A 19,617-nucleotide genomic window follows, 5' to 3' on the forward strand; every position below is an offset into this window, starting at 1 on the left:
GCCCGCGCGGTGCGGCAGTGACCTGCGTTATTCGTTGACCAGCTCCACCTGTACGCCCTGGCGTTTCAGCTGATGCTGATACTCCAGCGCCAAGCGCGAATCGGTGATCACCCGGCTGATCTGGCCGGTCTGCGCCAGCGGGTTGGGCTGGATCTGGCCGAACTTGCTCGAGTCCGTCAGCACGATATTCTCCACGCCCTTGGCCAGCACCGCGCTGACCACGTCGGCGCGCATCATGTCGCGGCCGGTAAAGCCGGTTTCGGCCTGAAAGCCGTCAATGCCGATAAACGCCTTGTTGAAATGCACCTGCTGAATGCACAGCCGCGTAAGCGGGCCGACCACGGTCTCGCTTTTCTTCTGGTACATGCCGCCCAGCACAATCACGTCGCAGTCGGTTTCTTTCAGCAGGTTGGCGATGTAGTGGCTGACGGTGATCAGCGTAATGCGCTTGCGCTCGGCGATGTAGCGCGCCAGCAGGGCATTGGCGCTGCCGCTCTCGATGAAGATCGTCTCGCCGTCGTTGACCTGCGCGGCGGCATATTGCGCCAACCGTTGTTTGAGGGTGAAATTGGACATCATGCGGGCGTCGACGTCGTCGCTCTCCAGCGCCACGGCGGAACCGTGTACCCGCTTCAGATAACTGCGCTTTTCCAGCAGGTTGAGATCCTGCCGGATGGTGACTTCCGAGACGCCCGAGGCGCGCGCCAGCTCATTGACGCTGATCCGCCGGCGATCGTTAACCAACTGCAATATGGTCTGTTGTCGTAAATTCATATCGGCCTGATGATGCGGCCGCCAAGGTGCGGCCGCTAAGAGTCAAAGGTTTAAAGAGTATGTTCTGTGCGCGCAATAATATCATCCTGCGCCTCAGGGGATAATGCGGTAAAGAAGGCGGAATAGCCAGCTACGCGAACCACTAAATCACGATATTGGTCAGGGTGTTGCTTCGCCGCCAGCAGCGTTTCGCGCGACACGATGTTGTACTGCACATGCCAGCCGCGATAGCTCTCGAAGAAGGTGCGCAACATCAGCATCAGCTTTTCCCGATCGCGCGGGTTGTCCAGCGTCGCCGGGTTCAGCTTTTGGTTGAGCAGCACGCCGCCGAGAATTGCCTCGGTAGGCAACTTGGCGAGCGAATTGAACACCGCGGTCGGCCCCAGGTGGTCGGTGCCAGACGCCGGGCTGGCGCCTTCCGCCAGCGGCTGGTGCGCCTTGCGTCCATCCGGGGTGGCGAGGGTGGCGGCGCCGAAGGGCACGTTGGCCGAGATAGACGAGGTGCCGGCGTAGTAGCCGCCGCCTATCGGCCCGCGGCCGAAGCGGGTGTTGCGATACTGCTTCAGTTCGTCGATGTAGGTTTGGTAGGCGCGCACCAGCAGCCGATCGACCTCGTCCACGTCGTTGCCGTATTTGGGTGCGGCGTTGAGCAGCCGCTGGCGCAGCTGTTCGCCATCCAGCCCGGCGAAGTCGTCGGCCAGCGCCGCCGCCAGCCGCTGCTGGCCGATCGCCCCCTGGTCAAACACCAGTTTGCGCACCGCCGCCAGGCTGTTGCCGAGGTTGGCGATGCCGACCTGCAGGCCGGAAACCCAGTCGTACTTGGCGCCGCCCTGCTTGATGCTTTTGCCGCGTTCGATGCAGTCATCTACCAGCGCGGAACAGAGAATATCGTGGGCGTTCTCCTCCAGCACGCTGTCCACCACGCATTCGATCTCAATTGACTTGCGCGTGTAGTAGCGGATTTGTCGGTCCCAGGCGGCCATCACCTGCTCGAAATCGGCGAAGTTTCCTTTGGACAACGCCTGTTCCTGCGGCAGGAAAATCTGCCCGGAGGTGGCGTCGCGGCCCTGTTCCAGCGCCGCCAGCAGCACGCGGGCAAAGTTGATGAAGCTCATGCCGGTGCAGCGATAGCCCCATTTGCCGCCGACGGCGGTCTCGATGCAGCCGATGGCGGCATAGTCGTAGGCGTCCTGCGGTTCAACCCCCAGCTTGATGAACTCGGGAATGACGATTTCGTCGTTGTTGAACGCCGGCATGCCGAAGCCGCAGCGGATCACCTGTACGCAGGCGTCGAGGAAATCGGCGCTCATTCCTGCGTGGTAACGCACGCTGAGGTTGGGTTGGGTGGAGCGCAGGCGGCCGCAAGATTCGAGAATGGCGTAGGACAGCGGGTTGACCGCGTCGCACGGCCGGCCGTCGAGCAGTTTTTGGCCGCCGATGGTGACGTTCTGGTACAGCGGGCTGCCGGCGGAGGCCTTGGAGTGCGAGCCGGAGCGGATCTTGTTGACCTCCAGCAGCTTAAGCCAGCAGCTGTGCAGCAGCTCGATGGCGTCTTCCCGCGCCAGGTTCTGCTCCAGCTCGACGTCGCGCCGATACCAGGGATAGAGATATTGGTCGAGGCGGCCGAAGGAAACCGAATGGCCGTTGGATTCGATCTGCAACGTCAGCTGGATGAAATAGCACAGCTGCAGCGCCTGCCAGAAGGTGTGCGGTGGGCGATGGGCGATCAGATCGCAGTTGTCTGCGATGGCCAGCAGCTCGGTGCGCCGCCAGTCGCGGGTTTCGCGCTGCGCCATATCGCGCGCCAGGTGAGCGAAACGCAGGATGTGTTCGCTCAGCGCCGCCAGCACGATGTCGATGGCGTTGAGAAACTGCGCTTTATGCAGATCTTCCCACTCGGTCAGGCGCAGGCGGCTGCGGCGCGCGTTCACCTTTTCACGCAGGCCGTCGAGGCCTAGTTCCAGCAGCAGCGGGAAGTTGACCGCCAGGTGGGCGTCGCCGGAGGTCATGTTGCCCTCGGCTTTGATGATGCCGGTGGCGAGCAGCGCCTTCTGTTCGTCGGTAAACATGCCATAGCAGCGATCCTGCACCGTTTGGCCGCGCCACCAGGGGCAAAGACGGTGCAAAATCGCCTTGTTCTCTTCGCTGACCGAGAAGCCGGCGCCCGGCCGGTCGGCCAACTGGTCGATCTCGTTTTCTATCCAGCCGACGGTGTATTCGGGGAAGATCGGCGCGGCGCGCAGCTCGCTGGCCTGGTTGCCGACGATCAGCTCGTCGTTGGCGATCCAGATGCTGCGCTTCGCCAGGTGGTTGGCCAGCGCCAGCGCGCGGCGCACCGGCAGCGGCCGATCCTGATGGTGTTGATAGGCCTCGGTATAGTGCTGAGCGCGTTCGGTGCACACCGGCGGTTTGACGATGTGAATCAGCGCGTTCTTATGCGCCTGGATGCGGGCGCTGAGGGTGGTCAAATCCAACGTAGTCATGGCGTTATCCTCGCAAAATGGCGCTCAGGCCTTTGGCGCCGGCGTACGCTTCGGCGAAGGCCAGCAGATCGGGCGCGTCCAGCGGCGTGCGGGCGGCGCGGTAAGGTTCGCCGAGCAGGTGATACTTGTTGATGCCCAGCGTGTGGTACGGCAAAAAATGGATTTCCGACACGCCGATCTCGTCGGCGGCGAAGTCGACAATCGCGCGGACAGAATGGCGATCGGCGTTGAAATCGGGGATCAGCGGCACGCGCACGGTCATTGGCACGCCGTGCGCCGCCAGCCGGCGGAAATTGTTCATCACCCGACGGGCGGAGCCGCCGGTCCAGGTGTTGAAACGCGCTTCATCGGTGTGTTTGAGATCGGCCAACAGCAGATCCAGCCAGGGCAACGAAGGGGCGATGTAACGCCACGGAACGTGCAGACAGGATTCGACGGCGGTGTGGATGCCGGCTTCGCGGCCGCGCCGCAGCAGCTCCGCCGCGACCTCCGGCTGCATAAAGGGTTCGCCGCCGGACAGCGTTACACCACCGCCGCTGCGCAGGTAGAAAGGCTTATCCCGCATCACCTCGGCCATGATATCGTCGGGGTTGACCGCGCTGCCGCACAGGCTGAGCGCGCCGGTCGGGCAGGCGGCGGCCAGCGCCGCATAGTCGTCTGCGCTGATGGCTTCGCGCCGCAGCGTCAGCGCGCCCTCGTCACGCTGCAGGCCTTGCGGGCAGCGCTCGGCGCACAGCGTACAGCCGCTCAGGCACAGGCGTTCGTCAAACAGCAGATCCGCGTGGCGCGAGCGGCTTTCGGGGTTCTGGCACCAGCGGCAGCTCAGCGGGCACCCTTTTAAAAAGACCACGCTGCGGATACCGGGGCCGTCATGGGTCGAGTAGCGCTGCAGATTGAAGAACATGAGTCACCCGTTTGGCGTTGCTGAATCTTTCGCCATTAAAAATGTTTCGAATGAAAGTTGGATTGATTTTGGTCAAAGGTTGGCGGGGTTTTTGCCCTATGATGATCAGAGTTTGAATCCGCCCACAGAACATGACACAGGAGTCCGTGATGGAGCTTTATCTCGATACCGCCGATGTGACGGCGGTAAAACGCCTGGCGCGCATTCTGCCGCTGCACGGCGTCACCACCAACCCAAGCATCGTGGCGAAGGAAGGCAAGCCGATCTGGGAAGTGCTGCCCGCGCTGCGCGACGCCCTCGGCGGCACCGGCAAGCTGTTCGCGCAGGTGATGGCGGCCGATGCGGAGCGCATGGTGGCGGAGGCCGCGCTGCTCAGCCAGCGCGTACCGGGGCTGGTGGTCAAGATCCCCGCAACCGCCGAGGGGCTGGCGGCGATCAAGAAGCTTAAAACGATGTCCATCCCGACGCTGGGCACGGCGGTATACGGCGCCGGGCAGGGGCTGCTGGCGGCCTTGGCCGGGGCGGAATACGTGGCGCCTTACGTCAATCGGGTGGACGCGCAGGGCGGCGACGGCATCGAAATGGTGCACGAGCTGCAGCAGCTGCTGAGCCTGCACGCGCCGTCGGCGCAGGTGCTGGCCGCCAGCTTCAAGACGCCGCGCCAGGCGCTGGAATGCTTGTTGGCGGGTTGCCAGGCGATCACGCTGCCGGTGGATGTGGCGGAGCAGTTCCTGAGCGCGCCGGCGGTGCAGGCCGCGGTCGAGAAATTCGAACAGGATTGGCAGGGGGCGTTCGGCAGCAATTTGCTGGGCTGATAGCTGTCCGTCTCGTTTACTGATTCTCCTCCCGATCCACAATTAATTTTAAAGGATGGCGCATCATGGCGTCATCCTCCCGCCGTTTCGCCATTCTTCGCATGCCCGCCGCCTCCCTTATACCGTTCCGCGAAGCGGACGTGCTGCACCCCGTACCTAATCGGCCCCCTAAATCCCGGTCGGTCTTGGCTAGCTTAGCGCAGTGTTTCCCTGGTGGCGTCGTCAGTGACGACAGTGATCCAGAATGTCTGATGCTGAAGCGTCAGTTGCAATAAGGGCCTAGTGTAAACCTGAGTGTGCTGAGCGAGTTGGTGGGGGCGGAAACGCCGCCGCCGGCTGGCAACCAGGCGACGATGGTGCGGCGCAGGGTGCCACTCATACGGTGGGCGTCAGCATCTCCCTGCGTGCATTTCGGCTCCTCGTCAGAGTCAGTGAAATAAATTCCGACCGGTTACCCATGCGGAACATCACAGGTATTCCTGTTTTACTGCGATCCTGTGAATTTACGAATCACTTGCCGGGCCGGAAAACTCAGGTCTATTTCTACCTGGGTTATATCTTGGATGAACGTATGGAAATAAACGTAATTGTGATTAAGATCAAACATCCTTTCTCTGAAATACCTGTCTAGGCAGTCATCGATGTTGATGGTAAAGTAACTCACCCAAGCGATAACATGTCACGGTTAAATCGTCGGCAAGGTGATTGATATTATTCTCGCTTGGATGCGATAAAGATGGTGAATGTGTTTTGGAGTGATTATTTTATGGGTGAATTATTATTTCCCGCAGTGGACAGATAAGTGGTGGGTAATGATTCTGCATCTAAATTTTCTTGTCGCGGCAACCGAAAAGGATTAATTACTACGTAAATGCCATACGGTTTTTTCTCGGCGTTGGCTTTTTTTTATTAAAATTAATGGAGTGTGTTATGCATAAGGATTTGGACGTTTCCATATCAACAGGGCGGTTTAGGAAAATAAGAGAATGGAACAGGCGGCGCAATTATTACCTCAAAAGAGTAAGGCTGAGCATTAAAATCTATATTGCAAAGCTTATCTGGGATAAACGTAGAAAAAGTGTGTTTGATGTCAAATCTGTCAAAACCATATTGCTCCTGCGCAATGAAGGGACGATCGGTGATGTGGTGGTTTCGACGCCGCTAGTGAAATGTCTTTATGAATCAGGGTTCACAGTTGATATTTTGCTTACAAAATCAAGCAGCGCGGTGATGAAACACAACGCCTATATTAGAAATATCTATGAGGCAGGAGATAGCAATAATGAAGTATTTTTGAAAAGATTCGCTCATACGGTTGATAAATCAACGATCAAGATGTTAAACGAGAATGATTATGACCTTGTGGTCGATCTTTGTCTGTTTGATATCCCGGTACATAGGATGATGCTTTTTAGTGATATAAACGCAAGATTTGTTCTTGGCTTTAATAAATGGAGTTGCATTAACCACTACAGTAAATCTATTTCATTTGAAAATGGTAAGGAACATGTGACGAAAGCCACTGCTTTGGTTGCCCATGCCGTAGGGATCAATCTTAAAAATCGCCGTGACTATGACCTGCATATCCCCGATGATATAACTTTTGAAGTAAGAGAGTATTTAAGTGGTTGGAAAGATAAAATTAAGATTGTTATTAATGCCTTCACTGGAAGTCCAGAGAGAAATCTATCCAAAGAGCAGGTTGCTCGGCTCGTTGATATGCTTAATAAAAAATCAAAAAATATAAAGTTAATTATTCTCGATCATCGCAGGGAATTGGATGTGTCTCTGCCGGATAGTGCTGTTATAAATCCATTTGATTCACTGCATCATGTCATGGCATTGATTCGAGAGGTTGATATGATTATATCGCCAGATACGTCGATTGTACATATTTCTGCAGCGTGGAATAAAGCGTTGATTTGTGTCTACAAAAACGTAACGGATAATAATGATTTGTGGGGGCCCGGGTATGAAAATGCGAGGCAGATTATTGTTAACAGCAGAAAAATAGCGGATGTGGATAATGTCCCAGAGCTCATATTGCACGAGATTGGTCAACGAGACTTGTTTGGTGGGCAAGAGATAACACCGCAGCAGTTCGTTGCACGGTGAGGCGCATGCCGCCGCTAACGCAATGTTGCCCGCTGGTTAACGGCCCAACCCCTTAAGCAGTGCTCTGCTCAAGAGGCCGGCCGTTTCTCCTAACGGCGAGACTCAGCCGCGGCCGGTCTCCTCCCGCAGCGCGGCGCTGACCTCATGCGTCGTCGGATGTTCGGAGCGCAACGCCCGGCGGATCGCGAAGAAGGCGGCGATCAGCATGGTCACCGCCACCAGCATAAAGAACCCGCACAGCGCGGCGTTGATTTGGTTGCTGAATACGATGGTTTCCATGTCTTTCAGCGATTTGGCCGGCGCAATGATCGTGCCTTGCTCGATGCCGGTGGAAAATTTCTTCGCCTGCGCCAGGAAGCCGATGCTCGGTTTCTCATGGAAGATCTTCTGCCAGCCGGCGGTCATGGAGGTGACGAACAGCCAGGCGGTCGGCAGAATGGTGACCCAGGCGTAACGCTGTTTTTTCATTTTGAACAGCACCACGGTGCCGAGGATCAACGCCATTGACGCCAGCATCTGGTTGCCGATGCCGAACAGCGGCCACAGGGTATTGATGCCGCCGAGCGGATCGACCACGCCCTGATACACGAAGAAGCCCCAGCCGGCCACCGCCACCGTGGTGCCCGCCAGGTTGCCGAACCACGAACGGTTGTTGGCCAGCTGCGGCACCGCCACGCCCACCAGATCCTGCACCATAAACCGGCAGGCGCGGGTGCCGGCGTCGACGGCGGTCAGAATGAACAGTGCTTCGAACAGAATGGCGAAGTGGTACCAGAAGGCCATCATCGCCCGGCTGTTGAACACCTCGCTGATGATGTGCGCCATGCCCACGGCGAAGGTCGGGGCGCCGCCGGCGCGCGACAGGATGGAGTTCTCACCCACCTCTTTGGCGATCAGCGCCAGCGTTTCCGGCGTGACGATAAAGCCCCAGCTGTTGATTACCTGCGAAGCATTTTCCACCGTGGTGCCGATCAGCGCCGCCGGCGAGTTCATGGCGAAGTAAACGCCCGGATCCAGCACCGAGGCGCAGATCAGCGCCATGATGGCGACGAAAGACTCCATCAGCATGGCGCCGTAACCGATAAAGCGGATGTGGCTTTCGCGCTCCACCAGCTTGGGCGTAGTGCCGCTGGAGACCAGCGCGTGGAAGCCGGAAATGGCGCCGCAGGCGATGGTGATGAACAGGAACGGGAACAGGGCGCCGGCGAACACCGGGCCGCTGCCGTCGATGAAGCGCGAAACCGCCGGCATTTTCATCTCCGGCATGGCGAAGACGATGCCGATGGCCAGGCCGATGATGACGCCGATTTTCATAAAGGTGGAAAGGTAGTCGCGCGGCGCCAGCAGCAGCCACACCGGCAGCACCGAAGCGACGAAGCCGTAGATCACCAGCACCCAGGTCAGGGTGGTGCCGTGCAGCGTGAAGAACGGCCCCCAGTAGGGATCTTGCGCCACGTTGCCGCCGTAAATGATCGCCAGCAGCATCAGCACGAAGCCAATCACCGAAATTTCAGCGATCTTGCCAGGCCGGATAAAACGCATGTAGATGCCCATGAACAGCGCGATCGGGATGGTGGCGGCGATGGTAAACAGCCCCCACGGGCTGTCGGCCAGCGCTTTTACCACCACCAGCGCCAGCGCCGACAGGATGATGATCATCACCCCCAGCGCGCCGAGCATGGTGATCACCCCGGCGAAGGCGCCCAACTCTTGCTTGGCCATTTCCCCCAGCGAACGCCCGTCGCGGCGCGTGGAAATGAACAGCACCAGGAAATCCTGCACCGCGCCGGCCAGCATGACGCCGACCAGGATCCAGATGGTCCCCGGCAGGAAGCCCATCTGCGCGGCCAGAATCGGCCCCACCAGCGGCCCGGCGCCGGCGATGGCGGCGAAGTGGTGGCCGAACAGCACCCATTTGTTGGTGGGCACATAGTCCAGGCCGTCGTTGCGGCGTTCGGCCGGGGTCAGACGGCGGTCGTCCAGCTCAAAGACCTTGTCGGCAATGAACCGGCTGTAGAAGCGGTAGGCGATGCTGTAGCAGGCGACGGCGGCGACCACCAGCCAGACGGCGTTGACGTGTTCGCCGCGGCTGAGCGCCAGCATGGCGAAGGCGAAGGCACCGACCAACGCCACCAGCAGCCAGATAAGTCCGGACCTGATGTTTTTCATGAAACAACTCCTTGGCGTACAGAGGTAAAAATCGACGTTGTTATTTGGAATGACGTTTTAACAGTAGAAGTTTTGCCGCTGAACCGCGGCAGGTCGGATGAGAAATGTGAAGCAGGTGGGGTTTTAGTGTAAAAACAAAGTGATGAAACAGCGTTGGCGCAGGCTGCCGCCCACAGAATCCCGGGCAGTTATTCATTCTGCATTTTCGCGGCGCGGACAGCGAATCATTGTCGTTTTTTATCTGGATACGGCGTCTGGCGGATTATTATTTTATCTGTCGAGGCGAGCCGAAATAAAATTATTCATGCCGTGTTATACCTTTATTTTCACCCTCAGGTTTATTCATTCACCAAATAAATAATAAAATCACGAAAGGAATGTAATTATGATAAATAAAATCATCGAAGGGTATTTACCGCAGCTCACGGCTATTCGGCACGATATTCATCAGCACCCCGAATTGGGTTTCGAAGAGTTTCGCACCAGCGATCTGGTCGCGGATTATTTGAGTTCGTGGGGTTATGAGGTGCACCGCGGATTGGCGGGCACCGGCGTGGTGGGCACGCTGCGGGCGGGCGACGGCGTGAAAAGCCTCGGGCTGCGCGCCGATATGGATGCCTTGCCGATCGAGGAGAACACCGGCAAACCCTGGAGCAGCAGCGTGGCCAACCGCATGCACGCCTGCGGCCATGACGGCCATACCACCATGCTGCTCGGCGCCGCCCGTTACCTGGCGCATACGCGCAACTTCAACGGCACGCTGCACCTGATTTTCCAACCGGCGGAAGAGATGCTGAACGGCGGCGCGCGCATGGTGGAACAGGGGCTGTTCGAGCGCTTCCCCTGCGACGCCATCTTCGCCATGCACAACATGCCGGGCATGCCGCTCGGTGAGTTCTTTTTCCAGCATGGCCCGTTTATGGCCTCGATGGATCAGTTCAACGTGCGGGTGCAGGGGCGTGGCGGCCACGGCGCCATCCCGCAGCTGACGATCGATCCGGTGCTGGTGGCCTCGCATATCACCGTTTCCCTGCAGAGCATCGTCTCGCGCAATATCGATCCGCTGGAAGCGGCGGTGATCACCGTCGGCAGCATCAAGGCCGGTGAGGCGGCCAACGTGATCCCGGACAGCGCGGAGATGAAGCTCAGCGTGCGCTCGCTGGATCGCCAGGCGCGCGCAACCTTGCTGGCGCGCATTCCGGCGCTGATCGAGGCGCAGGCGGCAAGCTTCGGCGCTCACGCGGTGGTGGAACACGTTAACGGCACGCCGGTGCTGGTCAACGACGAAGGGATAACCCGTTTCGCCCACCGCGTGGCGGAACAGCAGTTCGGCGCCGCCCGCGCGCACTATGGCGCCCGGCCGCTGATGGGCAGCGAAGATTTCGCCTTCATGCTCGATGCGCACCCGCAGGGCTGTTACCTGATCATCGGCAACGGCGATGGCGAAGGCAGCTGCATGGTGCATAACCCGGGATATGACTTTAACGACGGCTGTCTGGCGGCCGGCAGCCATTATTGGGCAGCGTTGGCGGAAGCGTATTTAAAATAAACGCGAAAAATAATAACAGGGAAGATAATGATGAGTGAAAATACGGCTGAAACTCAAACGGCAATAATATCGGCTCCGAACGCCAGCGGCAAAAAGGTCATATTCGCCGCCTCTTTCGGTAATGCGCTGGAGTTTTTCGACTTCGGTATTTATAACTTCTTCGTTATTTACATCAGCGTATTGTTCTTTCCACCGTCCAGCGATCCGCATTTGGCATTGCTGTTGGCGTTCGCGACGTTTGGCGTCAGCTTCTTCATGCGGCCGCTGGGCGGCATTCTGATTGGCGCCTATGCCGATCGCTGCGGCCGCAAACCGGCGATGATCCTGACGATTTCCTTGATGAGCCTGGGCACGGCGATGATCGGCTTTGCGCCGACCTACGCCAGCGCCGGCTACTGGGGAACCGTCACCTTGGTAGCGGCGCGCTTGATCCAGGGCGTGGCGGCGGGCGGCGAGGTAGGGGCGTCGATGTCGTTGCTGGTGGAGTCGGCGCCGCCCAACCGGCGCGGCTTCTATTCCAGCTGGTCGTTGGCGACGCAGGGCATCGCCACCGTGGTTGGCGGCGTCACCGCGCTGGCGCTCAGCGCGGCCTTGCCGGTGCTTTCCGGCGAGCCGAACGCCATGGCCGAGTGGGGATGGCGTATTCCTTTCTTTATCGGCGTGGCGTTGGCGCCGCTCGGTTGCTGGCTGCGTCTCGGGCTGGAGAGCGATCGGCCGTCGGTGCCGCGGGCGCACGAGCCACCCGCGCAGTTGCGCAAGCACTCGCGGGCGGTGGTGCTCGGCGTGATGCTGACCATCGGCGCCACCGTCGCCACTTACATCTCGATGTATTATCTCGGCACCTACGCGGTGAAATACTTGGGGATGGCGCAGGCCTACGGCTATGCCGCGATGCTGCTGGCGGGGCTTGTCACCTTCGGCGGCAGCCTGCTGGTCGGGCACTGGTGCGATCGTTACGGCCGCCTGCCGCTGATCCGTTGGTCGCGGATCGCAATTCTGATCGTGGCCCTGCCGGCGTTTTGGTGGCTGAGCGCGGTGCCGCATCCGGCGGTGCTGTTGCTGATAGTCGCGCTGCTGGTCGGGTTGACCACGCTCGGTTCGGTGCCGACCATGCTGATGATTTCGGAGCTGTTCCCGCAGCGCATTCGCGCTTTGGGGTTTGCGTTGGTCTACAGCCTCGGGGTGGCGATCTTCGGCGGTTTTGCCCAGTACATCGCCTCGCAGTCGATCGCGCTGAGCGGCTCGCTGCTGGCGCCCGCCGTCTATTTGATGCTGGCGACGCTGGCTTCGCTGGCGGTGCTGCCGCTGCTGCGCGAAACCGGCGGCGAGCCGCTGCGCTAGCCGGAATGAGGCGAAAAAAAACGCCGGCGGTTTTCACCGTCGGCGTTTGGCGCTGCTACCGTTTCAGGTTGGCGTTCAGGCCGCAGGGCGGGCGATCACGCTGCGGGTTTCCATGCGCACTTCGGCGATGGTGACCTGCAAGGTGTCGCTCTGGCGGTAAACCACTTCACCCTTGATCTGCACGGTGCCGGTTTCCTGGCTGCACTGCATCTCGTCGCGCACCGCGTGAATAAACGGTGCCGGGATGAAGGCAACGGCGCCGTTGTCCAGCAGGCGCACGCGCAGGCCGCCGCGGGTCACGTCGATGATCTCGGCGTTGAAGCGGGTATCGGTACCGGCCTTGTCCTGCAGGAAGCGAGCGTACAACCAGTCGCCGACGTCGCGCTCCGCCATGCGGTTCAGGCGGCGGCGTTCCGCCAGCTGTACCGTCACGTCATCCTGCGGTTTTTCCGCCGGCTGCTGGTTGATGATCGCCTTCAGCAGGCGATGGTTGACCATATCGCCGTATTTACGGATCGGCGATGTCCAGGTGGCGTAAGCCTCCAGCCCCAGACCGAAGTGTGGCCCCGGCGTAGTGCTGATCTCCGCGAAGGTCTGGAAGCGGCGGATGCGGCTGTCGAGGAACTGGGTCGGCTGCGCGTCCAGGTGGCGGCGCAGTTCGCAGAAACCGTCGAGGGTCAGCAGCTTGTCGGCTTCGGCTTCCACGCCGTTGGCCTGCAATACGGTGACCGCTTGCTCGACCAGCGCAGGATCGAAACCGGTGTGCACGTTGTACACGCCGAAGCCCAGGCGATCGCGCAGCACGATGGCGGCGCAGACGTTGGCGGCGATCATGCACTCTTCAACGATGCGGTTAGCGCTGCGGCGCTGTTCGGTAACGATCTCCAGCACGTCGCCTTTTTCACCCAGCACGAAGCGGTAGTCCGGGCGATCTTTAAACACCAGCGCATGTTGGTGGCGCCAGGCGTTGCGCGCATCGCAAACGCGTTTCAGCAGGGCTACCTGCTGTGCGATGGCGTCGCTCGGCGGCTGCCAGCCGGCAATGCCTTCCAGCCAGTCGGAGACTTCGTCGTATACCAGCTTGGCTTTGGATTCGATCTCGGCGGCGAAGAACTGAATATCTTGGCCCAGCGCGCCGTCGGCGGCGATGGTCACGCGGCAAGCCAGCACCTGGCGGCGCTCGTTAGGGCGCAGCGAGCACAGGTTGTCCGACAGATCGCGCGGCAACATCGGGATGTTGAAGCCCGGCAGGTAGTTGGTGAAGGCGCGCACGCGGGCGATATCGTCCAGCTTGCTGCCTTGTTCGACGTAGGCGGTCGGATCGGCGATGGCGATGGTCAACTGCAGCGAACCGTCACCGTTGTCAGTCACGTACAGCGCATCGTCCATGTCTTCGGTGCTGGCGCTGTCGATGGTAACGAATTCGAGCGCGGTTAGATCTTCACGCGCCGACGCGGCGGCCGGTTCGCTGAGAGCCAGCATCTCCGGCGCCTCTTTTTCCAGGTTGTGACGCGCCAGCGTCACCCACCACGGGGCGAAATGGTCTTCACCTTCGGTGATAAAGTGGGTCAGATCGGCGTTGAAGCCGCGATCGCCTTTCAGCGGATGACGGCGCATTTCCGCCACCGCCCAGTCGCCGGCCTGGAAGTTGTGGGTCAATTCACGCACCGGGCGGCACGGAATCGCCTCTTTCAGCAACGGATGATCGGGCACGATGGACAGACGGTCGTCGCGCTTTTGCACGCGGCCGACAAAGCGCGACAGGAACGGCTCGACCAGGGTCTCCGGCTCGGCGATTTCGCGCTCTTTCTCGGTGTGCAGGGTGGCGATAATGCGATCCCCGTGCATGACTTTCTTCATGTACGGCGGCGGAATGAAGTAACTTTTTTGACCGTCTACTTCAAGAAAGCCAAAGCCTTTCTCAGTCCCTTTCACGACGCCTTCAACGCGCGGGGTTTGAGAGTGAAGTTGCTGTTTAAGCTGCGCCAGCAGCGGGTTATCTTGAAACATATCGTCCAGTGAATGGGTTGTGAGTGGCAAGATTTGCGGCTGACAGTTTTACGCGAATCACCCGCTGCGAGCAAGCCTAACGTCACTGAACCCCGCGTTGCCGCGCGATTTTGCGCAAGATTGGTCAATCGAAACGCTATCGATGAAAAACCCCGGCGCGAGGGCCGGGGTGGAGGGCGGGTGACCGTCAGTCTTGCAGCGGCGTCGGCTGCAGGATTTCAATCCAGTAATCGTCCGGATCGCGAATGAACGCCACGTAGTTCATGCGGCCTTCATGCAGGCGTTTCTGGAAGGTGACGCCGAGGCGCTCAAACCGCTCGCAGGCGGCGCGCACGTCCGGCACCGTGACGCACAGGTGGCCAAAGCCGCGCGGCTCGCCGTTGCCGTTGTGATAGTGGAAATCCGCCTGATTTTCGGTGCCGTGGTTATGGGTCAGCTCGAGAATGCCCGGCTGGCTCAGCGCCCAGCGCTTGCGCTCGTCGTCATCCTGCGGGATTTGCTCGCGCGGGCTGCGCGTCAGGTAGCAGATGGTGAAGGCGGCTTCTTCGAACGTTTCCAGATAAACCGGGGTAAAGCCCAGTACGCGGGTGTAGAAATCCAGCGCCTTGGTCAGATCCTTCACGCGGATCATGGTGTGGTTGAACACGTAACCGTCGGTTACCGCATCCGGTTGGGCCGCCACGCCGGGCAGCGTCAGTAGGTCATTCAGTGGCATCAGAGATCCTCCTCAGGGTGTCGGCAGACTGTAGGTGAAATCGATGCTAATCTAAAGTGATTGTTTTTAACTAAAACGCTAACTAAAAGTGAATGATAGATGAAGCTGAGCCAGCTGAAGTTTTTCTGCACCGTGGTGGAACATAAAACCATCGCCGCCGCCGCGCGCGAGCTGCACTGCGTGCCTTCCAACGTCACGCTGCGGCTGCGCGAGCTGGAGGAGTCGCTGGGCGGCGAGCTGTTTTTCCGCGACAAGAACCGGCTGTACGTCAATCCCAAAGGGCGGCTGTTCTACCAGCAGGCGCGCGACATTGTGGCGCAGGCGGAGCGCAGCAAGCAGCTGTTCGCCGGCGAGCACCAACATGGGCTGCTGAACCTCGGGGCGCTGGATTTCTCGCTGGTCAGCCATTTACCGGCGCGCATTGCCCGGCTGCGCCGTTTACAGCCTCATCTGCACATCAACGTGCTGAGCCGCGACTCGCTGGTGCTGGAACGCATGTTGATCGACAGCGATCTCGATCTGGCGATCACCGACGGCCCGATAGAACATCCGCTGCTAGCCAGCCAAAAGGCATTCGACGAACGGCTGGTATTGCTGATGCCGGCCGATGCCGGGGAACCCGACGCCGCCACGCTGGCGCCGCTGGAGTTTTACACCTTCAGCCGCGAATGTTCGTTTCGCCTGAAGGTCGATCACTGGCTGGCCTCGCGCGGGCTGAAACCGCGCATGACGCTGGAAATGGAGTCTTATGCCGCGATGGCGGCCTGCGTGCAGGCCGGTTGTGGCGTCGCCTGCGTACCCGGTTCGTTGCTGCCGCTGATCTTGCCGGCGCCGGGGCTGAAGGTGGTGGAAATGGGTGAGGAGGGGGTGAGCGACCTGTATTTCGTCTGGCGACGGCATCAGCTGTCCGACGAGTTGCAGACCATCCTGGCGATATTGGCGCGCCCGGGGTGAACCGGGCGCGCGTTTTCAGGCGATGCGCCGCGAAGGTTGCTGTTCGCTGCGGCGGATCACCACCGGAATCGACTTCGAAGTCGGCGTGCCGGTACCGTCGCCGAAGCTGGCCAGCGGCACTAGCGGGTTGGTTTCCGGGTAGTAGGCCGCCAGGTTGCCACGCGGAATGTCGTAACTCACCAGCTTGAACCCGTCTACTTTACGCACCACGCCATCGTTCCACAGGGTTTCAATCTCTACCCGTTCGCCATCCTGCAGGCCCAGCGCCGCCAGATCCTCCGGATGGATGAACAACACTTCGCGTTGGCCGTAAACGCCGCGATAACGGTCATCCAGACCATAGATGGTGGTGTTGTACTGATCGTGCGAGCGCAGCGTCTGCAGGGTAAACGGCGCTTGCTCGCCGCCCAGCTGCGGGAACAGGGTGGTCGGCAGCGCGGCAGCGCTGAATTCTGCCTTGCCGCTTGGCGTGGCGAAGCGCAGTTCGGCGGCGGCATTGCCCAGGTAGAAACCGCCGGGCTGGTCGCAGCGCCGGTTGAAATCCTCAAAGCCGGGAATGGTGGCGGCGATATGATCGCGGATCAGCGAGTAGTCGTCGGCCAGTTCCAGCCAGTCCAACTGCCGGGTGCCCAGCACCGCGTCGGCGATGCCGCAGACGATCGCCGTCTCCGAACGTTGGGTCTCCGCCAGCGGTTTGCCGATGCCTTCCGAGGCGTGCACCATGCTGAACGAATCCTCGACCGTAATGTACTGCGAGCCGCTGGCCTGCATGTCCAGTTCGGTGCGGCCGAGCGTCGGCAGGATCAGCGCGTCTTTGCCGGTCACCAGGTGGCTGCGGTTAAGCTTGGTGCTGATATGCACCGTCAAATCGCAGTTGCGCAGGGCGCGGGCGGTGCGCTCGGTGTCCGGCGCCGCGGCGGCCAGGTTGCCGCCCAGCGCGATCAGCACTTTCACTTCGCCGCGCAGCATCGCTTCGATCGCTTCCACCGTGTTGTGGCCCAGCGCGCGGTTGGCGGTAAAGTTAAAGTGGCGCTCCAGGCTGTCGAGCAGCGCTTTGGGCGACTTCTCGTCGATCCCCATGGTGCGGTTACCCTGGACGTTGCTGTGGCCGCGTACCGGGCACAGGCCGGCGCCCAGTTTGCCCAGTTGCCCGAACAGCAGCTGCAGGTTGGTGATTTCGCGCACCGTCGCAATGGAGTGTTTATGCTGCGTCACGCCCATCGCCCAGGTGCAGATCACCCGTTCGGCGCCCTGATAGGTGGCCGCCGCCTGGCGCAGCTGCGCTTCGCTCAGGCCCGACTGCGCGGTAATGGTCTGCCACTCGGTCGCGTCCACCTGCGCCAGGTAAGCCTCCACGCCGACGCTGTGCCGTTCGATAAACGCCAGGTCAAACAGGGCGGGCTCGCCGGCGGCCAGACGCTGGCGGTGGGTTTCCAGCAGGGCTTTTACCATGCCGCGCACCGCCGCCATATCACCGCCCAGATTCGGTTGGTAATAGGAAGAGCTGATCGGCGAGGATTTTGGCGTCAGCATCTGTACCGGATCCTGCGGATCGGCGAACCTTTCCAGCCCACGTTCGCGCAGGGTGTTGAAGCTGACGATGCGCGCGCCGCGTCGGGCGGCGTTTTTCAGGCTGTGCAGCATGCGCGGGTGGTTGGTGCCGGGGTTTTGACCGAACACGAAGATGGCATCGGCCTTTTCGAAGTCATCGATGCGGATGGTGCCTTTGCCGACCCCGATGCTCTGTTTCAGCCCAACGCCGCTCGCCTCGTGGCACATATTGGAACAGTCGGGGAAATTGCTGGTGCCGAGCATGCGGCCGAACAGCTGATAAAGGTACGACGCTTCGTTGCTGGCGCGGCCCGAAGTATACAGCTCGATCTGGTTCGGGTTGTCCATGCCGTTGATGTGCTTGGCGATCAGCGCCAGCGCGTCCGGCCAATGGATAGGCTCATAGTGGTCGGTTTCGGCGTTGTAGCGCATCGGATGGGTGAGGCGCCCCTGATACTCGAGGAAATAGTCGCTTTGCTGCTGCAAGGTGCTGACGCTGTGGGCGGCGAAGAACTCTGGCTCGACGGCGCTGCGCGTCGCTTCCCAACTGACCGCTTTGGCGCCGTTTTCGCAGAAGCTGAAGGTGCTGTGGTTGTCGTCGCCCCAGGCGCAGCCTGGGCAGTCGAAGCCGCGAGCCTTGTTGACGCGCATCAGGTTGCGCATGTTTTTGAGCGTTTGTTTACTGTCGAGGACAAAGCGGGTGGTGGCTTCAAGCGAACCCCAGCCGCCCGCCGGGCCGGTGTAAGGCTTGATTGACGGTTTAAATTTCATGATGACACTTCGCAGGTGGTTGTAGCTAAAAAGTAAACGCTTTTTTATGCGTCTTGCGTATTTATGTCACAAGTTTAGGGGGGCTGCCGGGTGGCGTCTAATCGAATGGGGCAATGGCGGCATAGAGCTTATCTATCGCCGGCGGGCGATGACGTAAACAAATGGTTGCATAAAGACACCCGCTGCAAAAGAGTAATGGTTTCGTCTGAAAGTGAATTAATGCAGTCTATCTTGCGGATTATATTGGCATTTTATTCAGCCTGCGGGCCTGAGGAACACAGCGTGAGGCGTTCAGTATCAGTGGTGATCGGCGGTATATTACTGCCTTTAGTAGCGGCGCAGGCGGCGGGAACGACGCCCCATTTTCCCACCATGACCCCGCCGGCGATAGACGCCGCCTCTTACGTTTTGATGGATTACACCACCGGCCAGGTGTTGGCTGCCGGCAATGCCGATGAACGGCGCAACCCGGCCAGCCTGACCAAACTCATGACCGGGTTGGTGATCGACCACGCGCTTGACCAGCACAAGATTGGTCTTGACGATGTCGTCACCGTGGGGAAAGACGCATGGGCGCAGGGCAACCCGGTGTTCAAGGGGTCTTCGTTGATGTTCCTGAAGCCCGGTGACAGGGTCACGGTACGCGATCTCAGCCGCGGCATTATCATCGATTCCGGCAACGACGCCTGCGTGGCGATGGCGGACTATGTGGCGGGCAGCCAGGCCAACTTCGTCAAGCTGATGAACGAGAAGAGCGCGCAGCTGGGCCTGCAGAACACCCATTTCGAAACGGTACACGGGCTGGATGCGCCGGGGCAGTTCACCACCGCCGGCGATCTGGCGGTGATTGCGCGTGCCATTATCATGAGTGAACCGGCGGAATATCATATGTACAGTGAGAAGTCGCTGACCTGGAACGGTATCACGCAGCAGAACCGCAATGGCCTGCTGTGGGATAAGACGCTGCACGTCGATGGGCTGAAAACCGGGCACACCGCCTCGGCCGGCTTCAACATCATCGCCTCCGCCACCGAAGGGGATCGCCGCCTGATCGCCGTGGTGATGGGCGGCAAAAGCGCTAAGGGGCGTGAGGAGCAGGCGCGTAAGCTGTTGACCTGGGGGCTGCGCGACTTTACCACCGTACACCTGTTCAGCGCCGGGCAGAGCCTGGGGGAAGAGCCGGTCTGGTACGGCGAGGATCACCGCTTGCCGGTCGGCAGCGCGCAGAACCAGTCGCTCAGCCTGCCAAAAAACGAAGCGGACAAGCTGAAGGCGCAGTACGTAATCAATACCGCACGGCTGGAAGCGCCGATTGGCAAAGGGCAGACCGTCGGCGAGATCCGCATCAGCGACAATGGCCAGGTGGTGAAAACCCTGCCGCTGGTCGCGCTGCAGGCGGTGCCGCAGGGCGGCGTGTTCTCGCGCCTGGCGGATTACGTGAAGCTGAAGCTCTGACTCGCCGGGCG

Annotated in this window: 13 protein-coding genes; 6 read left to right on the forward strand and 7 right to left on the reverse strand. The window is 60.1% G+C overall.

What is annotated here, in order from left to right; all coding sequences use genetic code 11:
- Positions 1-27: 27 nt before the first annotated feature.
- The 3 genes from ACJ8MK_RS08080 to ACJ8MK_RS08090 are packed head-to-tail and all read right to left on the reverse strand — an operon-like array spanning position 28 to position 4,161.
- A complete protein-coding gene (locus ACJ8MK_RS08080) occupies positions 28-774 on the reverse strand; it encodes a DeoR/GlpR family DNA-binding transcription regulator (protein ID WP_033647550.1) in 747 nt (248 codons plus the stop codon).
- Positions 775-824: 50 nt separating this feature from the next.
- Complete coding sequence (locus tag ACJ8MK_RS08085; protein WP_101426986.1) at positions 825-3,257, reverse strand: formate C-acetyltransferase/glycerol dehydratase family glycyl radical enzyme; 2,433 nt, start codon at positions 3,255-3,257, stop codon at positions 825-827.
- A 4-nt stretch (positions 3,258-3,261) separates the two neighbouring features.
- Positions 3,262-4,161, reverse strand: a complete 900-nt coding sequence (locus ACJ8MK_RS08090; protein ID WP_049195431.1) for a glycyl-radical enzyme activating protein — start codon at positions 4,159-4,161, stop codon at positions 3,262-3,264.
- 149 nt (positions 4,162-4,310) lie between these two features.
- On the opposite strand from ACJ8MK_RS08090, the gene fsa reads away from it, so the two are divergent.
- The gene (fsa, locus tag ACJ8MK_RS08095) at positions 4,311-4,976 is read left to right on the forward strand and encodes a fructose-6-phosphate aldolase (RefSeq protein ID WP_033647546.1); all 666 of its coding nucleotides are present in this window, start codon (positions 4,311-4,313) and stop codon (positions 4,974-4,976) included.
- A gap of 930 nt (positions 4,977-5,906) precedes the next feature.
- The gene (locus ACJ8MK_RS08100; protein WP_086579923.1) at positions 5,907-7,091 is read left to right on the forward strand and encodes a glycosyltransferase family 9 protein; all 1,185 of its coding nucleotides are present in this window, start codon (positions 5,907-5,909) and stop codon (positions 7,089-7,091) included.
- A gap of 102 nt (positions 7,092-7,193) precedes the next feature.
- Here the strand turns inward: ACJ8MK_RS08100 and ACJ8MK_RS08105 are convergent, their stop codons facing one another.
- Positions 7,194-9,260 (reverse strand): carbon starvation CstA family protein, encoded by a 2,067-nt coding sequence (locus ACJ8MK_RS08105; protein WP_442517639.1) that lies wholly within the window; start codon positions 9,258-9,260, stop codon positions 7,194-7,196.
- Between the two features lie 385 nt (positions 9,261-9,645).
- Between ACJ8MK_RS08105 and ACJ8MK_RS08110 the strand changes: the two genes are divergently transcribed.
- A complete protein-coding gene (locus tag ACJ8MK_RS08110) occupies positions 9,646-10,809 on the forward strand; it encodes a M20 aminoacylase family protein (RefSeq protein ID WP_047567227.1) in 1,164 nt (387 codons plus the stop codon).
- A 30-nt stretch (positions 10,810-10,839) separates the two neighbouring features.
- Positions 10,840-12,150 carry an MFS transporter gene (locus ACJ8MK_RS08115; protein WP_039565906.1) on the forward strand — a complete coding sequence of 437 codons (1,311 nt, stop codon included), beginning with the start codon at positions 10,840-10,842 and terminating at the stop codon, positions 12,148-12,150.
- 75 nt (positions 12,151-12,225) lie between these two features.
- On the opposite strand, the gene ACJ8MK_RS08120 is transcribed toward ACJ8MK_RS08115, so the two are convergent.
- Positions 12,226-14,160 (reverse strand): exoribonuclease II, encoded by a 1,935-nt coding sequence (locus tag ACJ8MK_RS08120; RefSeq protein WP_442517640.1) that lies wholly within the window; start codon positions 14,158-14,160, stop codon positions 12,226-12,228.
- A gap of 187 nt (positions 14,161-14,347) precedes the next feature.
- Positions 14,348-14,875, reverse strand: a complete 528-nt coding sequence (gloA, locus tag ACJ8MK_RS08125; protein WP_004930603.1) for a lactoylglutathione lyase — start codon at positions 14,873-14,875, stop codon at positions 14,348-14,350.
- A gap of 99 nt (positions 14,876-14,974) precedes the next feature.
- Here gloA and ACJ8MK_RS08130 point away from each other — a divergent pair, with 99 nt between their 5' ends.
- Positions 14,975-15,829, forward strand: a complete 855-nt coding sequence (locus tag ACJ8MK_RS08130) for a LysR family transcriptional regulator (RefSeq protein ID WP_033648464.1) — start codon at positions 14,975-14,977, stop codon at positions 15,827-15,829.
- 15 nt (positions 15,830-15,844) lie between these two features.
- Here the strand turns inward: ACJ8MK_RS08130 and ACJ8MK_RS08135 are convergent, their stop codons facing one another.
- Complete coding sequence (locus ACJ8MK_RS08135; RefSeq protein ID WP_442517641.1) at positions 15,845-18,151, reverse strand: FdhF/YdeP family oxidoreductase; 2,307 nt, start codon at positions 18,149-18,151, stop codon at positions 15,845-15,847.
- Positions 18,152-18,433: 282 nt separating this feature from the next.
- Between ACJ8MK_RS08135 and dacD the strand changes: the two genes are divergently transcribed.
- On the forward strand, positions 18,434-19,606 hold the full coding sequence (gene dacD, locus ACJ8MK_RS08140; RefSeq protein ID WP_442517642.1) for a serine-type D-Ala-D-Ala carboxypeptidase DacD: 1,173 nt from the start codon (positions 18,434-18,436) through the stop codon (positions 19,604-19,606).
- The last annotated feature ends 11 nt before the right edge of the window (positions 19,607-19,617 follow it).

The organism is Serratia sp. CY38905 (genome assembly GCF_052168875.1).
Classification (GTDB): domain Bacteria; phylum Pseudomonadota; class Gammaproteobacteria; order Enterobacterales; family Enterobacteriaceae; genus Serratia; species Serratia sarumanii.

Bases quoted from the DNA above. Each gene is read 5' to 3' on its own strand.
- fsa (WP_033647546.1), top strand. From the start codon at position 4,311: ATGGAGCTTTATCTCGATACCGCCGATGTGACGGCGGTAAAACGCCTG.
- ACJ8MK_RS08080 (WP_033647550.1), bottom strand. From the start codon at position 774: ATGAATTTACGACAACAGACCATATTGCAGTTGGTTAACGATCGCCGG.
- ACJ8MK_RS08090 (WP_049195431.1), bottom strand. From the start codon at position 4,161: ATGTTCTTCAATCTGCAGCGCTACTCGACCCATGACGGCCCCGGTATC.
- ACJ8MK_RS08110 (WP_047567227.1), top strand. From the start codon at position 9,646: ATGATAAATAAAATCATCGAAGGGTATTTACCGCAGCTCACGGCTATT.
- ACJ8MK_RS08115 (WP_039565906.1), top strand. From the start codon at position 10,840: ATGAGTGAAAATACGGCTGAAACTCAAACGGCAATAATATCGGCTCCG.
- gloA (WP_004930603.1), bottom strand. From the start codon at position 14,875: ATGCCACTGAATGACCTACTGACGCTGCCCGGCGTGGCGGCCCAACCG.
- ACJ8MK_RS08105 (WP_442517639.1), bottom strand. From the start codon at position 9,260: ATGAAAAACATCAGGTCCGGACTTATCTGGCTGCTGGTGGCGTTGGTC.
- ACJ8MK_RS08135 (WP_442517641.1), bottom strand. From the start codon at position 18,151: ATGAAATTTAAACCGTCAATCAAGCCTTACACCGGCCCGGCGGGCGGC.
- ACJ8MK_RS08130 (WP_033648464.1), top strand. From the start codon at position 14,975: ATGAAGCTGAGCCAGCTGAAGTTTTTCTGCACCGTGGTGGAACATAAA.
- ACJ8MK_RS08100 (WP_086579923.1), top strand. From the start codon at position 5,907: ATGCATAAGGATTTGGACGTTTCCATATCAACAGGGCGGTTTAGGAAA.
- ACJ8MK_RS08120 (WP_442517640.1), bottom strand. From the start codon at position 14,160: ATGTTTCAAGATAACCCGCTGCTGGCGCAGCTTAAACAGCAACTTCAC.
- ACJ8MK_RS08085 (WP_101426986.1), bottom strand. From the start codon at position 3,257: ATGACTACGTTGGATTTGACCACCCTCAGCGCCCGCATCCAGGCGCAT.